The organism is Salinibius halmophilus, from assembly GCF_003577475.1.
Taxonomy (GTDB): Bacteria; Pseudomonadota; Gammaproteobacteria; order Pseudomonadales; family Natronospirillaceae; genus Salinibius; species Salinibius halmophilus.
The window spans coordinates 24,419-40,564 of the sequence record NZ_QPEP01000009.1 but is presented as its reverse complement, the minus strand read 5'-3'; the positions used below and the strand labels follow the sequence as shown (position 1 = coordinate 40,564).

The following is a 16,146-nucleotide window of genomic DNA, read 5'->3' as shown; positions in this document are numbered from 1 at the left end:
TCGAGCCCTACATGGATGTATTTACGGGCGTGTTCGCGGCTGAATTACCCAGCCCCTGCGAATGTGGCACTTAACCCAGCCCAATATTTTCGCGCCAGCTGGGAGGTATCCACTTTCTAAACCGCTAGCTAGATTCTCGATAGCAGACTGCGGCAATGACGGTGTGATAATGCCGCTGGTGATGAGGTTGTGCAGACGCGAGTAATGACGAGTGCTCACTAGGCATGATAAATTCGCCGGTTCAATGAGGAAGGGGTTAAACATGTCGCAAGCCACTACGCATACGCCAATGATGCAACAGTACTTAGCTATAAAGGCTGAGCAAAAAGAGCATTTACTGTTTTACCGTATGGGTGACTTTTACGAGTTGTTTTACGACGATGCCAAGCGGGCCGCGCAATTATTAGATATCACCCTTACCGCACGCGGTAAAAGTGGTGGCGAACCCATCCCAATGGCGGGTATCCCTTACCATTCGGCGGAAAACTATATTGCGCGCTTGGTGCGCGCAGGCGTGTCGGTGGCAGTGTGCGAACAAGTTGGCGACCCTGCTACAAGCAAAGGCCCAGTTAAGCGTGAAGTAGTACGTGTACTAACACCTGGTACGCTATCGGATGAGGCATTTCTCAACGAGCGCCAAGACAACTTACTTAGTGCAATCCATCATGATGGCAAGCAATTTGGCTTAGCAAGTTTGGATATTTCTACCGGCCGTTTTATTGTCCAGCAGCTGGCCGACGAAACCGCATTGACCAATGAGCTAGCCCGCCTTAACCCAGCCGAACTACTTGTTAATGACGACATGGTGCTGCCGCCTGTGGTGAAAAACCACCCTGCGGTGCGCATGCAAGGCCCTTGGCTGTTTGAAATAGACAGTGCCACGCGCTTATTGAATGATCAGTTTGGCACGCGCGATTTATCTGGTTTTGGTTGCAGCGACATGCCCGCAGCCATCGCGGCGGCTGGTTGTTTGCTAAGTTATGCACAAGACACACAGCGCGGTGCCCTACCACATATTCAGGCCCTCACGACAGAAACGTCAGATGATGCAGTGCAAATTGATGCCGCGAGTCGGCGAAACTTAGAACTCGACATCAATCAGCAAGGTGGCAGCGAACTAACACTTCTAAGTTTATTGGACCGCTGCCAAACAGCGATGGGTAGCCGTTTATTGCGCCGTTGGCTACACCGACCATTGCGCGATCGAGCGCAACTACTCGCTAGACAAAGCGCTGTACAAGCATTTAACCGAGATTTTCGCTTTGAAGCGACACGCGAGTCACTGGCTAACATCGGTGATATTGAACGTATTCTTACCCGCGTAGCGCTGCGCAGCGCTCGCCCACGTGATTTACTGAAACTAGGGTTAGCCATTACAGCGCTGCCAGAGCTCAAGCAAACCCTTGCCGACAGTTCGCTAGACAGCGACTACCTAGCGAGCTTGGATCAACGCATTGCCCTGCAGCCAGATTGGCAAGCACGCTTGGATGCAGCCATTGTCGACAACCCACCTGTAGTGATTCGTGATGGTGGTGTAATTGCCGAAGGCTACGATGATGAGCTCGACCGACTTCGTGGATTGAGCGACAAGTCGGATGCCTTTTTGGCCGATATGGAACAACGCGAGCGTGAGCGCACAGGCATAAGCACCTTAAAAGTTGGCTACAACCGAGTGCATGGTTTCTATATTGAAATCAGCAAAGCGCAATCGAAAGATGCCCCAACGGAGTATGTGCGCCGCCAGACGCTGAAGAACGCTGAGCGCTTTATCACCCCAGAGTTGAAGGAGTTCGAGGAAGAAGCGCTGAGCAGCCAAGCGAAAGCCCTAGCTCGCGAAAAGCTGCTTTATGAGCAACTAGTGGCCGATTTAGCCGAAGATTTACCAACACTTACCCCTATTGCACAAGCGATTGCCGAGGTCGATGTATTAAGCACACTTAGCCAACGCAGTGATCAATTAAATTGGCGCCAACCGGTATTAGCAAGCGAAACAGGAATTATTATCAAAGAGGGTCGACATCCGGTCATAGAAGATATGTTAACCGACCCATTTGTCGCTAATGATTTGCATTTAGATAAAGATAGACAAATGTTAATTATTACCGGCCCAAATATGGGCGGTAAATCGACCTATATGCGCCAAGCAGCATTGATTGTTTTATTGGCGCATATTGGCTCTGATGTACCAGCAGATGAAGCCATTATTGGCCCAGTTGATCGAATATTCACCCGTATGGGGGCATCGGACGACTTGGCAAGTGGGCGCTCAACCTTCATGGTCGAAATGACCGAAACGGCGAACATCCTTAATAATGCAACCGAGCAAAGCCTTGTGCTGATGGATGAAGTAGGCCGAGGAACCTCTACGTTTGACGGTCTAAGTTTAGCTTGGTCGGCTGCTTTTCACCTTGCAACACAGGCAAAGTCAATGACGCTATTTGCCACGCACTATTTTGAGATGACCCAGCTTGCTAGCGAGGTTGGCTCGGTAGTAAATGTTCACTTATCTGCCACTGAGCACAATGACAACATTGTCTTTTTGCATAAGGTTCAAGACGGCGCAGCGAACCAAAGTTACGGTTTGCAAGTGGCCAAATTGGCGGGTGTGCCGCAGCGAGTTATTGAGCGCGCTCAGTCTATGCTGCACACGCTTGAACAACCCGATCATCAAATAAAGCCAAGCCAAATCGAGCCAGCAAGTGCGTCAAAAGCACCACAACAATTTGACTTATTTGCTGCCACACCGCATCCATTAATAAGCGAGTTAGAGGGAATAAATCCCGATGAAATAACCCCACGGCAAGCATTGGAATTATTGTATGAATTGCGCCAAAAGTTATGAATTAAGCGATATTTATTCTAAAGATTAGTGAAATCACACAGTTTTGAGCTTGCCGTGACTGCTTTGCGTACCTAGAATACCCGCCAACTCGAGGGCAAGAGAGTGGAGTATAGGAATGGCATTTGTAGTATTAGAAAACTGTATTAAATGTAAATACACAGACTGTGTAGAAGTATGCCCAGTAGATTGCTTTAAAGAAGGTCCAAACTTCTTAGTAATTGATCCTGATGAGTGCATCGACTGCCAGCTATGTGAACCTGAGTGTCCTGCGGATGCCATTTTGTCGGAAGATGAAGTGCCAGCAGACCAAGAGCATATGATTGAACTAAACGCAGAACTTGCGCAAGTTTGGCCAACCATTGATGCGCAAAAAGACCCACTACCAGACGCCGATGAGTGGAATGGTAAAGAGGGCAAACTTGAGCTCTTAGAACGTTAATCAAGGCGACAAGTTGATTGAGCGCAAGCAGGTACATACATTACTGCTTGTGCTCACTTGCAAAACAGTGTTAAGTTTTCTAGTATATTAGCTCAGTGAAATCGGTTTCAAAGAGCAAATATGGCTAATATCTCCGAAGTTGCAAAATTAGCAGGCGTGTCGAAGTCCACTGTATCGCGCGTACTGTCTAACTCCTCCCTAGTTGCAGGCGATACCAAAGCTAAAGTTGAAGCTGCCATCAAGCAGTTAGACTATCGACCAAACCCCGCTGCGCGAGCGCTTAAGTCAAGTAAAGCTAGCCTTATTGGCGTAGTCGTTCCCACACCTTCATCAGCATTTTTTAACCCTTTTGTCACAGGCTTAAATGAAGAGCTTGCTGGCACTGGTTATACCATGATGTTCGCGCCGGGTGGCACAACAGCCGAATCGGAAGCAACCGCGATCGAATCTCTGCTAGATCGACGCTGTGATGGGTTGATTTTATTGTTAAACCACCCTCTGTCGGATTTTCTGGCTCGCAGATTGGAAACGTTACCAGAACCAACGGTATTGGTTGGCCATGCCAACTCAAAGACTCATGACACGCTGACTGTCGACAATGACCATGGCGGATATGTGGCCATGCGCTACTTACTGTCGATGAACCACCGCGACATTGTTATTCTAGCTGGGGGCGAGTTCAACCCAGATACCATAGAGCGCGTGAAAGGGTATCGCCGAGCAGTCGAGTCGTTCGGTTTAGATTGGTCGAACATTGCCATTGAGTACGGCGAGTACAGCGAAGAGTATGGCATTGCATGTGCCGAGCGCTTATTAAAAGCTGGACTACCTAGTGCCATAATGGCCGGCGATGATGATATAGCGGCGGGGGTGATCAGCACGCTACGTGAAGCCAATATTGCTTTGGGTGACACGGTTTCAATTATTGGGTTCGACGACTCGTTTTTTGCTCGTCATTTATACCCTCGCCTCACTACCGTGCGCCAGCCTCTTCAAGAGCTAGGCCAGCATGCAGGCAAACGACTTTTAAAACTTATGAGAAACCAGCCGGTCGAAAAGATCGCCGCGCTAGAACCCACACTAGTGGTGCGCCACTCAGTAGGACTTGCTAAGGATTAATATGCCAACTTTGTTATTTAACCATCTTGGTTACCAACCTAACGCACCTAAAACGCTGGTAATCAATGCCAGTGCGGGCCAGTCGCTAACAGTGGAAATCATCAATGCGGGTACATCTGACATTGTGCTTACCACTACAGCCGAAGAAAAAGGCCCAGTAGATCAGTGGAAAGACTTTCACTATTACGTAGCCGATTTTAGTGGGCTCACTACCGAGGGTGACTACCAAATTCATGTTCCGCAATTAGGCCTAGTAAGTGATCGTTTTCCGGTTGCCCACAACCTTTATCACAAGCGCTTACTTGGCCCAATTTTGGACTACTATGGCCAAAACCGATGCGCCGACGAACAAGACGAGTGGGACAAACAAGCGCCTTTCGTTGGTGATCGCGACGAGCGCGTCGATGTGCACGGCGGCTGGTACGACGCATCAGGCGACTGGTCGAAATATTTATCGCACTTGTCGTTTGCCAACTTTATGAACCCGCAGCAGATTCCACTCGTTACCTGGAGTCTTTTTGAAGCATACGACCGTTCACAAGGACACGAGCGCCAAGCCGATACACTGGCCGAGGCATTGTTTGGAACCGATTTCCTAGTGCGCATGCAAGACCCTGCTGGGTACTTTTACATGACCGTCTTCGATAAATGGAGCAAAGACAAAACTCAGCGCGAGATTTGTGCATACGAGACGCAGCAAGGCCATAAATACGACACCTATCAAGCTGGCTATCGCCAAGGTGGTGGCATGGCCATTGCCGCACTCGCCAAAGCTGCCCGCTACGGTGATGGTGAGTTCACCCGAGATCAATACTTAACCACGGCAATAAAAGGCTTCGAGCACCTAGAAGCGAACAATCTTTCTTACCTAGACAATGGTGAGGAAAACATTATTGATGATTACTGTGCGCTCATGGCCGCTATTGAGCTGTATCGCACGACCAGTGAGGCGGTATACCGAAAGGCTGCTAGCAAGCGCACCCAGCAGCTTTTGGCACGCCTGAGCAGCGATGAAAACTTTGACGGCTGGCTGGCTTCCGACAACGCTGGCGAGCGCCCATACTCGCATGCATCAGATGAAGGTTTACCAGTGGTTGCATTGCTCAACTACTACCAGTTTGTTGCGCAAACAGACGAGCTAGCGCCTCTTCAACATGCAATAGAGCGCCACTTAGGCTACTGGCACAGCATTGCCTACAAGGTAAATAATCCATTTGATTATCCACGCCATTACTGCCGCCCAGTGAATAGCGAAAAAACGGATAAGTTCTTCTTCCCACACGAAAACGAATCTGGTTACTGGTGGCAAGGTGAAAATGCCCGCCTGGGCTCTATGGCATCTGCTTGGCTACTTGCAGCAGAAACACTGCCGAGCAGTGAGGAAAATAAAACGCAATGGCGCCAGCTTGCGTTCCGCCAAACCGACTGGATTCTAGGTCGCAATCCGTACGATGCTTGTATGCTACAAGGCTATGGTCGTAACAACCCATTCTATCTGAAAGATTGGCCAGGCCACACTGGTGGTATCTGTAACGGTATTACTTCAAGCCTGTATAACGAAAACGATATTGGCCTTGAAGAAACTGAAGACATGCTGCAAAACTGGCGCTGGGGTGAACAGTGGATTCCGCATGCGGCGTGGTTCCTTTATGCCATTAGCTTGGAGGCGTCGTTATGAGCCAATACTGGCTAGGAGTGGATGGCGGTGGCACCAGCTGCCGCGCTCGCTTAGTCGACGAGCAAGGCAATGTATTAGGAAATGGCAAGGCGGGCTCAGCAAACGTTATGCTGGGCGTTGAGAATGCCCTAGCAGCCGTTATTGAAGCGGCGGAGTTGGCATGCCAAGAGGCTGGCTTATCCACCGATGTACTCCACCAAACCCACGCAGGGTTGGCGCTGGCAGGCGCCGAGCAATCGGAATACGCCAAAGCCTTTTTACAGCTTAGCCATCCTTTTGCCTCCATTACCCTAGACACAGACGCCTTTGGCGCTGTCTTAGGAGCCTTCGACGGGCAAGACGGTGCTATTATGATTTTTGGCACGGGTTCATGTGGGTTGCTTTGGCAAAATGAACAAGTCACCACGGTTGGTGGCCATGAGTTCCCTATATCCGATCATGGCGGCGGTGCCACGCTCGGCTTGGAGGTCGTACGACACACCTTATTAGCTGCAGAGGACATTATTCCAGCCAGCCAGCTAAGCGAACAGGTTATGGCACATTTCGATCATGATATTGAGGCCGTCGTACGCTTCTCTAAAACCGCTCGCCCAACCGACTATGGCCAGTTTGCCCGCCCTTGCTTTGACCTAGCCGATGCAGGTGATCCACTTGCCAAAACCCTAATTGAGCGCCACCTTGCTGATTGCGAAATGCTGCTCAATGCATTAATCCGCCGTGGCGCAACGCAGATTGCCCTAATGGGCTCTATTGGCCAACGTGTTGCAAGCATGCTCCCAGCTAGTTTGCAGCCATATTTTGTGCAACCCAAGTTCGATGCACAGCACGGCGGCATTCTTATGGCAAAACGTGCACAAGGGCTAAGCATTGGCTAAGTGGGTTACCTGTGAGGCGGATCGCCATTTAGCAACGATTAGCCGGTTATTAAACGAGCAAATCCGCTATGGCACCGCCTTGTATGATTTGGTTGAGAAAACGCCAGAAGACATGCAAGCTTGGTTCGATGCAAAACTAGCAGCAAACCTTCCGATCATTGGGCTAGAGAGCTCATCTGGGGAGCTGCTCGGCTTTGCTACGGCTTCAAGGTTTCGCCCACAACAGGCAACGGCCCGCACGTTCGAGCATTCATTGTATGTGGATGCCAGCGCTCGTGGTCAAGGCCTTGGCAAACAGCTTCTAAGTGGCATTATGGACTGGGCTCAAAATAGCCAGGTACATACCCTGATTGGCGTGATCGATGCCGATAATACGGCGAGCATTGCCATGCATAAAAAAGCCGGCTTTACAGAGCAAGGCCGGCTTAATCAAGTTGCTTACAAGTTCGACCGCTGGTTAGATGCGGTGTTTATGCAAAAACTATTTAATTAATACGAAAACGACGTAGTTGCTGATCTAGCGCATCCGATAGCTTGCGCAAGCTCACCGATGCTTCTTGGTTACTTGTCGATAGCTCACGGGTATCGCCGGCAGTGTCGGCAATCCGGTTAATGCGCTCGGCAATGTCGTTGGCAACTGTTGTCTGCTCGCTGGCTGCACCAGCAATTTGGTGGTTCATTTCACTAATGGTACTTAATGCATTTACCACTTCAACCAGTGCATCGGCCCCTTCTTTGGTTTCGTTCACGGTTGAATCACTAGAGCTTAAGCTTTGCTCCATCGAGTTGATCGCATTGCGAGAACCTTGCTCCAAGCGCTCAATCATCGATTGAATTTCGGCGGTACTTTCTTGGGTGCGCTGTGCTAGGTTGCGCACTTCATCGGCAACCACAGCAAAGCCACGACCTTGTTCACCAGCGCGAGCTGCTTCAATAGCAGCGTTCAGGGCTAATAAGTTCGTTTGCTCGGCAATACCGCGAATCACATCTAATACCGACACGATGGCATCCACATCAGAGGCCAACGAGCCAATCACTGTATTGGCTTCGCGAATCTTATCTGCGAGCTGGTCAATAGATGAAACAGCAGAGTTCATAATTTCCCGAGCTCGGCGCCCGTCTTCGTCGGCCTTTTGCGTTGAGCGAGCAGCATTGTCGGCACTACCCGCAACCGTTTCTGCTGACGACGACATTTCCGTCACGGCTGTGGCAACCATATTGGTTTCTTCGCTTTGTGTATCAGCAACTGACTTAACGCGCACAGCTCGGTCATCTGCTTGCTCTACTTCGTGGCGCAACGTGGTCACGCTATCGCTGATTTGCCCGAGCATACTGCGCAACGAGTCACGCATCTCATAAGTTGACGCCAAAATACTACCCGGCTCAACCGTGCCACTTTCGTTTTTATGCTCAGTTAAATCACCACCGGAAATACGCGCCACAATCTCTTGCACTGTGGTCGGCTCGCCACCCAAGCTTTTAAACACGGAACGGAAGGCAAAGAATAAAAAAGCGACTACGACGATTAAGGCCACAATGTCGAGCACCAGCAACCAGCTTGCGGTTTGCCAGTAACGTTTATCAATTTCGGCATGACTAATACCTGTACCAACGTACCAGCCCCAGCGAGGGGAGCGTTGTGCAATTGAGGTTAGATCAACAATGACCCCATCGCGCTCCGACTGCCATTCATACTCAGCAATACCGTTTGGCTGCGCTCTTACAGCATCTATTAGTATCTGCCCTACACTATTGCCCGCCGGATCAAGAAAATCATGAAAACTGGTGCCATGTAGCTGTGGGTCGAGTGGCGTTGCTAAAAACGTCATATCAGCATCAGCCACATACACGTACTCGTTGTCGCTATATTTGTTTTCGCGCAGCACTTGAATAGCAATTTGCTGCGCTTGTTCATCAGTTAGGCTGCCACTCGCAGCAGCCTTTTCGAGCTGCACCACAGTATTATAGGTGCTGCTAAATAACTGGGTAATGCGCGTGTAGTTGTCTTGTGTACCAGCGCTGCGGATAGCTGTTAACCCCGCAACGGTCAACACCAGCAGCGCCAGAAAGACGATCACGGTGACCATCAGGGCCTTTGCTTTTAATGTCATGTCGTTCTCCGACTTTGCCTACTAACAGAGTAAGACTAGTCGGCAGCGACCAAAAATTCCTAAATCATTGATGTATTTTTTGATCAATTTGCTCTTTAACGGCGTTTAGTCTGGCGCTATAGTGAACAGGCAAAGAAAAATTAATGCTAAGGATGTGCAATGAAATTTATACCTACCAGACTGGCTAGCTTGGTGGCTGGCATACTCACGATGAGCTTGATGATTTTGTTGATGCCTGCCGTCAGCATCTATCAGCAAATAGGCGCCCTAGAGGGATTTACCAGCATTTGGTTAAACACCGTGATGCACTTGGCGCCAATCATGCTCCCTATTGGCTTGCTAATAGGTTTTTTAGTTAACCTAGCTATTCGACCTCTGGTCAAACCAAATGAAGACTAGCTAACGAGCTTGGCTACCCAGGCTAGCAGTATGGGTAGCCAATAAGTTTAACTAAAAACCCTTACCTTCCAGCTTCACTTTGGCCGGATTTACGGCGCTGCAATAGCCCGCGCACGTCTAGCGTGATTGCTACCGCCAACCAAACACCTAGTGCCACAAAAATTAGCCGAGGCGATTCAGCCACCTGCATGATTTGCTCACTCAACAATGCGGTACCTGTGATCAACAGCAGGTAGTAAGGGAGGTTTATCAACCCCGCCAACCATACTATTTTAATTGACCGGCGCTCAGCGCCTTGGTTAAACATAAAAAACGCCAGCGCGTTCATGTGAATCATGGCAAGCAACAAATTGCGCAATTTAAATTGTCGATCTTCGTGCGGCTGCGACTTGATAGCCTTGCCCAGTTGATAGTTGATCAAACTGCCGAGTGTGGCAGCGGCCACCATAGACACGGTAAGCCATATAATATCGACCACACTAGGGTTTGATAAGATAACCAGTACAACGGCGAAAAACTGCCCCGGAAAATAGAAGCCGACGTAAATAATAGACTCTGCTAGGATCACCAAAAAGATCAATGGCATAAACCACTGCCCCATTGCCCCTTGCAATGCCTCAAGCATCTCTAGCCCCGGCGGAATAACTTGCCAGTACATAGCTAGCTGCACAATGGTTAACGCCAATAGCGCGGTAATGGGTAATGTGGAATAAAATTTCATAGTAACTCCTCAAACTCGAGGAATGTACGTACCAGACATCGAAAGAGACCTACTATGACCATAGCAAACGATTTACGCTGGGCAATCAGTAGTAGCAATCTAACCAATGAGCCTTGGCTATATGATTGGCCGCTAGACAATGGTTTACTCGACTGGCTTTGCCAACAGCTGCAAGACGACGAAACGCGATTCACGCAAACCTTGCAACAACCGATCGCTCGCCGCCTTGGGCATTATTTTGAGCAACTTTGGCACTATTATTGGTTGCACTGCCCTAGCACCCAAATCATTAACCATGGCTTGCAAGTCATTGATGGTAAACAAACCATAGGCGAGGCAGATTTTTTACTCGACTATTGTGGCAAAGTATTTCATGTAGAGCTGGCTTGTAAATTTTATTTGCAGTGGCAAAACAGCTGGCTTGGCCCAAATGCGAAAGACAGCTGGGCAAAAAAATCTGCACAAATGCAGCACAAACAACTCAAGCTATTTGAGCAAGATGTGGCAAAGCAGTTACTGGCCAATCAGGGCTTGCCACAACCAGAGCAAGCGATTGCCATCGCCAAAGGCCGTATGTTTGACACAATCCAATGGATAACCGAAGCTCAGCGGACTAGTCTTGCCAATGAGTGCTATTGCATTTTAACGCGTCAACAGTGGCTAGCGCCGGTTGACAGTGCCCCCCACCGATTAGCAGACATTCAGGCACTGCAAGTTGAACGACCAGTTTGCATCGCCGTGGTGAAGGAGAACCATGAGAAGCATCGTTTTTTTATTGTGCCTAATCACTGGCCCAACCTACAGCCTGAGCATCGCTGACGTCCAAGGTTCAGGCCACACCTCTCCCTACCTTGGCCAACAAGTCACCATTGAAGGCGTTGTCACACAAACCGTCGATGCAGTGTCTGGCTTTTTTATCCAAAGCGAGCAGGCCGACAATAACCCAAATACATCAGAAGCTGTTTTTGTCTATACGGGACGCCGTGGCCATCAGGTAAACACCGGTGATTTGGTTCGTATTCGTGGCACGGTTGATGAATATGATGGACAAACTCAGATCACTCGCCCTAACTTAATTCAATTAATAGGGCAGCGTGCATTGCCTGCCCCTCAACCACTCAGGGATATCTCGCAAGCAGAATCACAAGAGTCGATGCGCGTGCTAAGCGCCGGTAGCGTTAGCAATCTATATCAACTTAGTCGCTATGGCAGCGTTGAGCTGAGCAATGGCTATTGGTTAGACGACAACCAATTTAGTACCAGGCCGGAGTTATCTGATTGGCAACTCAATGTGCGACTACAGCAATCGTTAGCCAACTCACCCGCCATACTAGTTCACCGATTCGGCGAGTATCGATTGTTTGCCCAAGCCGTCGAATTAGTTGGCAATCCGCGCCCACCTGCACCAGATAAACCCCAGGGTGCGATTCGGCTGGTCGTTAGTAATTTATTTAATTTTTTTAATGGTGAACAAGGCAGCTTTTCAAGCTCGCGTGGACCTAATACAAGCGAGCAGTGGCAACGCCAACTAGCCAAAACCAGCAAAGCGATCAACCAACTACAGCCAGATATTCTAGTCGTGAGTGAAGCCGAAAATGATTTTCATACAGCCAATAGTGCGTTGTCTGAATTAGCCAGTGCTACTGGGTTACAGTTGGTCAATAGTCGCCAACGCACTGGTGAGGATGCCATCGCTGTTAACATTCTTTACAAGCCAAGCACAATTGCGCTAACTGGATCGGCGATCTACTTGACTGACCTAGATACGCGCAACCGAGTGCCAATGGCGCAACGCTTCACTAGCCGCCAAGGCGGCAGCCTCTTGCTGTCGGCACAACATTGGAAGTCTAAGCGCTGCAACCATGATGACTGTGGTAAAACGGCACGATTTAATGCCGCGCAGGCGGTAAGCGCATGGCTAAAAAACGAAGCTGACGTATTGGTGGCAGGAGATTTAAATAGTTACTACGGCGATCCAGCTTGGCAATACCTAGTTGAGCATGGATGGCAGACCCTGCTAACAGAGAGTGACTATACCTACCACTACCGTGGCCGGTTTGGAGCATTGGACCATGTATTTTCCCGCAACCTAGATAACTGGACGGCGGTTACACACATATGGCACATCAATGCTGATGAGGCACCTTGGCGGAGTTATCAGGCGGTCAACGCGCCACTCGATGCAACGCGTTATTCAGACCATGACCCAATCATTATTGACCTGTTCCATCACTAGGAAATAAAACTAGATGCTCGACTGCTGGCACTACACCAATGAACTCGCCAATGGCGTGATTGTGGTGTGATGAAGCATGGCAATACACTTCTTCACCATTGTTCAGTAGGACGCTATACAAAAAATGTGAGCCACGAAAACGCTTGCGCTTCACTTTGGCTAAACGATCACTGGCATCATCATGCAGCACATCATCTGGGCGCAGTAACAAATCTACGTTTTGGCCAGCTGTGAAGCCATGCGGAGTGGTAGCACCAAGCAACCCCACTCCCGTTTCAATGCGATAATCGTCAATGACCTTGGCGTTTATAAAGCTGCCTTGGCCAACAAAGTTTGCCACAAAACGCGTTTTTGGCTGGTGGTAAAGCTCAAAGGCGGAGTCGAACTGATGTAACCGGCCTTGATTCATCACGGCTACCTTATCGGCCATGGCGAACGCTTCCATTTGATCGTGTGTTACCATTAACGCACTGACCTGCTCAGCTTTTAGTACTTCGCGTACCTGCTCTGCCAACTCTTCTCTAAGCTCTGAATCTAGGCTTGAAAAAGGCTCATCGAGCAAGATCATAACTGGCTTTGGCGCCAGCGCTCGCACCAATGCTATACGCTGCTGCTGACCACCCGAAAGTTCATGCGGGTAACGCTTTTCGTAGCCAGATAGGCCAACCAACTCGAGTAAGCGCTCAATGCGCGCCTTCTGCTCTGATTTTGGCCATTTTTTAATACCAAAAGCAATGTTGTCAGCAATATTGAGATGAGGGAATAGCGCCAAATCCTGAAACACCATGGCAATGCCACGCTTTTCCGCTGCAACGTGCACGCGCGGATTTGAAACAACTTTATCTTGCAGTTTAATTTCACCACCGCTTAGTGGCTCAAAGCCTGCAATGGCGCGTAAAAGCGTAGACTTACCACAACCGCTAGGCCCCAATAAGCACCCCAATTCTCCCGGTTGCATCTGCAACGTAACGTCGTGTACCACTAGCTCACCATCATAGCCAAGCGAAACACCAGAGAGAGACAACATGCTTTGCGTCATTATAAATCCTGATCGGAAACCTGTAGTAACTAGATTATGCTCGTAACAGAGCCATCAAGGTAGGACGCAAACTGTAATTTAATTGATAACTCTTATCAATATTACCTAAAAAAAAACCTGCCAAACGGCAGAATGCTGTTCATTTAAGCAAGCACTTGTTGGGTTGGATTGTTTGCTTTAAGACCGACACCCGCAGGGAGCGGGTGTCGAGGCTACAGGGGTGAAAGTCGTTGCATTTGCAAAAAACGCATTAAATGCGTTTTTAGGCTTGAACGACAGTGCATGGACGCACTGGCTGGAAGCCTACGCATGGATGCTTTGGTAATACACTCAATTGCGCCGTGTCGAAAAAGCAAATGATCCAAACCAACATTACATAATGTGAACAGCATTCTCCAAGCGGCAGGCTTTTGTTAGTTGCAAAGCCGTTAAAGCATTGGGAAACCGTCTACTGGGCGCGCATTCATTAATAACGCTCCCAAAGCTTGGTAACCTTTTTGCTGGCCAACAATGTGTTGGCACCAAGTATTGGCGTCTCTTAGGGCTTGATCTAGCCGGCTTTTCTCACAGTAAACTGCACTGCCACCCACCACATCATAAAGCTTTTGAATGATGGCTCGAGTTTCTTGGAAGGCATGCAACCTTGCTCCCCATACGTCGGCTCGTTGCGCTTTGCTAAGCTTGTCGCCATTGGCCAGCGTCTGCCATTGATCTGTCAGCGACGTATAGACATGCGCACGTACGGCATTTAATCTGATTTCACACTCGCCAACCGCCTGCTGCACAAGCGGCTTGTTTTTAAAGCGAGTACCTTCAATATAATCAACACGGCCATGCATCATAGACTTCACTTCTTCTAGCACCGCTCGGCAACTCCCTAGTGGAATGCCGACCATTTTGCGCAAAAAAGTATCATTCGCTTGCCACAATACTCCATCGCGCTGGGCTGGCTCGTCAAAGCTAAAGCTATGTGCTTCAGGCACAAATAGGTCATTGACCATGTAGTCATTGCTGCCGGTGCCACGCATGCCTGTGGTATGCCAGGTATCTAATATTTGGAAGTGTTTCGCTGGCGCCACCATGATGCGCCAAACTGGCTTACCTTTTGCATCAAGTATTTGCGAGCCGTCTTCATTGTACAGGTAACAACCACCACAAATGTTATCTGCATTATGAATACCACTGCCAAACATCCAGCGACCACTCACACGGTAACCACCGTCAACTTTAACCGCTCTGCCAACTGGGTATACCCAACCGGCTTGGATCATATCTAACCTTGGGTAAAGCTGGCGGGCAGCACTTTCTTCAAGGTAACCAGAATAGATACCTGAATCGCTGCCAATCATTACCGTCCAGCCAATAGCTGGGCTCGCCATAGAAAGCAGCTCAATCACTTCTACTTGTTGCATTGAGGTCAGCTCAGGCCCACCCCAGCTTTTTGGCATAGAAATTCGATACATGCCCTCAGCCAGCAGCCTGTCTGCTACATCACGAGGAACGCGTCGACTAGATTCAATGCGAGCGTTTTGCTCGGTTAAATAGGGCTGTAACGCTTTGGCATTTGCCAAAATATCATCAGCCGTTAATTGTTTGGTTGCAAACGAACGGTCAATCGTCGTCATGCACTTCTCCTTAGCTATTATTATTCTTCCTTCTAACTTATGGTGTTAGACAAGGATCATTAAAGCAGAGAAATGTAAAGACGTCGACTTGACATAATTGTCAGTAGTTTGTTTTTTAATGCAGCAGTGGGAGCTAGCGCCCTTTGCTTCGGGCATTGCGCCGCTTCAGGTTCTTACGCTCATACATTTGCTCGTCCGCTAAAGACAGCATTTTGTCAGCAGACACACCACTCGCGATGGCAACGTAGCCTAAGGAATAACCAAGTTGGTAATGCTCAAGCTGAGGAAAGTTTTCGCTTAAAACTGTTTCTATTGTTGCGATCTCTTTCTGTTCACACAACACTACAAACTCATCACCGCCGAATCGGAAAGCGTGCGGATTATCGCGCGTGCCTAGCCGAAGCATGCCAGCAAAGCGAATCAACACTTCATCACCGATGTTGTGGCCTAAGCGGTCATTCACTTGTTTAAAGTTATCAAGGTCGATATAGACCAAATAAGGTGTCGTACTGTTTTTTCTGAACAGCTCGAAGCGTTCAAAAAACGCCCGCCGATTGAGCAAACCAGTCAACTGGTCATGATAGGCCAATAGCGTGAGCTTGCTTTGCAAAGTTTTACTATGCAGAACTTCTTCATCCAGTAGCGAAATACTTTGGTTTAATTTGCTGATTGTCGACAAGAAGTACAAACACACAATGGCCAAGCCTACCTGTACGAAAATTTCATCAAAGATAAACCAATAAAACTCGCCAACGATAAACTCGTCGGCAAAATCGAACACGATGCCAATTGCGATTAGCATCCAGCCGAGCAGCGCTCTAATCTTTCCGGTTCGCTGATAAACCTCGAGCATCATAAACAGCACAATAAGGAACGCCGGCAGCTCAGTGGTTGCTGATAGTGGCATGATTGGAAATGCAGTGGTTAGAATGATCGTTAGCACAACGACTAAGATGGTAATCGCGATGTACATTATCGTTCGTCGTGCCAGCATTGGTTATCCTTCTCTACAAAACCAATTATTTGCTCGTTGTACCTAAATAGTTGTACCTAAATAGTTGT

At 48.8% G+C, this 16,146-nt stretch carries 14 protein-coding genes; 9 read left to right on the top strand and 5 right to left on the bottom strand.

Annotation, left to right across the window (positions count from 1 at the left end):
* Nucleotides 1–262: 262 nt before the first annotated feature.
* The 6 genes from mutS (at nt 263) to DUW71_RS11110 (ending at nt 7,446) form a co-directional block, all read left to right on the top strand.
* Nucleotides 263–2,842 (top strand): DNA mismatch repair protein MutS, encoded by a 2,580-nt coding sequence (gene mutS, locus DUW71_RS11135; RefSeq protein ID WP_119395341.1) that lies wholly within the window; start codon nt 263–265, stop codon nt 2,840–2,842.
* A 115-nt stretch (nt 2,843–2,957) separates the two neighbouring features.
* Nucleotides 2,958–3,281, top strand: a complete 324-nt coding sequence (gene fdxA / locus DUW71_RS11130; protein WP_119395340.1) for a ferredoxin FdxA — start codon at nt 2,958–2,960, stop codon at nt 3,279–3,281.
* 120 nt (nt 3,282–3,401) lie between these two features.
* Nucleotides 3,402–4,400: a LacI family DNA-binding transcriptional regulator gene (locus tag DUW71_RS11125; RefSeq protein ID WP_119395339.1), complete on the top strand. Its 999-nt coding sequence runs from the start codon at nt 3,402–3,404 to the stop codon at nt 4,398–4,400.
* 1 nt (nt 4,401) lies between these two features.
* Nucleotides 4,402–6,078 (top strand): glycoside hydrolase family 9 protein, encoded by a 1,677-nt coding sequence (locus DUW71_RS11120; protein WP_119395338.1) that lies wholly within the window; start codon nt 4,402–4,404, stop codon nt 6,076–6,078.
* The gene (locus DUW71_RS11115) at nt 6,075–6,953 is read left to right on the top strand and encodes a BadF/BadG/BcrA/BcrD ATPase family protein (protein ID WP_119395337.1); all 879 of its coding nucleotides are present in this window, start codon (nt 6,075–6,077) and stop codon (nt 6,951–6,953) included. Before DUW71_RS11120 ends, DUW71_RS11115 begins: the two co-directional genes overlap by 4 nt.
* Nucleotides 6,946–7,446 (top strand): GNAT family N-acetyltransferase, encoded by a 501-nt coding sequence (locus DUW71_RS11110; protein WP_199671208.1) that lies wholly within the window; start codon nt 6,946–6,948, stop codon nt 7,444–7,446. Before DUW71_RS11115 ends, DUW71_RS11110 begins: the two co-directional genes overlap by 8 nt.
* On the opposite strand, the gene DUW71_RS11105 is transcribed toward DUW71_RS11110, so the two are convergent.
* A complete protein-coding gene (locus DUW71_RS11105) occupies nt 7,439–9,064 on the bottom strand; it encodes a methyl-accepting chemotaxis protein (RefSeq protein ID WP_119395336.1) in 1,626 nt (541 codons plus the stop codon). The genes DUW71_RS11110 and DUW71_RS11105 overlap by 8 nt on opposite strands.
* Before the next feature lie 159 nt (nt 9,065–9,223).
* On the opposite strand from DUW71_RS11105, the gene DUW71_RS11100 reads away from it, so the two are divergent.
* Complete coding sequence (locus DUW71_RS11100) at nt 9,224–9,463, top strand: DUF2798 domain-containing protein (protein ID WP_119395335.1); 240 nt, start codon at nt 9,224–9,226, stop codon at nt 9,461–9,463.
* A gap of 61 nt (nt 9,464–9,524) precedes the next feature.
* Here DUW71_RS11100 and DUW71_RS11095 read toward each other — a convergent pair whose 3' ends face one another.
* Nucleotides 9,525–10,184 carry an SNARE-associated domain-containing protein gene (locus tag DUW71_RS11095; protein ID WP_119395334.1) on the bottom strand — a complete coding sequence of 220 codons (660 nt, stop codon included), beginning with the start codon at nt 10,182–10,184 and terminating at the stop codon, nt 9,525–9,527.
* Nucleotides 10,185–10,238: 54 nt separating this feature from the next.
* Between DUW71_RS11095 and DUW71_RS11090 the strand changes: the two genes are divergently transcribed.
* Both DUW71_RS11090 and DUW71_RS11085 read left to right on the top strand, forming a co-directional pair.
* Nucleotides 10,239–11,003, top strand: a complete 765-nt coding sequence (locus DUW71_RS11090) for a DUF1853 family protein (RefSeq protein ID WP_119395333.1) — start codon at nt 10,239–10,241, stop codon at nt 11,001–11,003.
* A complete protein-coding gene (locus DUW71_RS11085; protein ID WP_119395332.1) occupies nt 10,939–12,420 on the top strand; it encodes an endonuclease/exonuclease/phosphatase family protein in 1,482 nt (493 codons plus the stop codon). The genes DUW71_RS11090 and DUW71_RS11085 overlap by 65 nt, the downstream gene beginning before the upstream one ends.
* On the opposite strand, the gene DUW71_RS11080 is transcribed toward DUW71_RS11085, so the two are convergent.
* The 3 genes from DUW71_RS11080 to DUW71_RS11070 form a co-directional block, all read right to left on the bottom strand.
* Complete coding sequence (locus DUW71_RS11080) at nt 12,398–13,459, bottom strand: ABC transporter ATP-binding protein (protein ID WP_199671207.1); 1,062 nt, start codon at nt 13,457–13,459, stop codon at nt 12,398–12,400. The two genes, DUW71_RS11085 and DUW71_RS11080, sit on opposite strands and share 23 nt — an antisense overlap.
* A 428-nt stretch (nt 13,460–13,887) precedes the next feature.
* On the bottom strand, nt 13,888–15,084 hold the full coding sequence (locus tag DUW71_RS11075; RefSeq protein ID WP_119395331.1) for an acyl-CoA dehydrogenase family protein: 1,197 nt from the start codon (nt 15,082–15,084) through the stop codon (nt 13,888–13,890).
* A 133-nt stretch (nt 15,085–15,217) separates the two neighbouring features.
* Nucleotides 15,218–16,078: a GGDEF domain-containing protein gene (locus tag DUW71_RS11070; RefSeq protein WP_119395330.1), complete on the bottom strand. Its 861-nt coding sequence runs from the start codon at nt 16,076–16,078 to the stop codon at nt 15,218–15,220.
* Between the last annotated feature and the right edge of the window lie 68 nt (nt 16,079–16,146).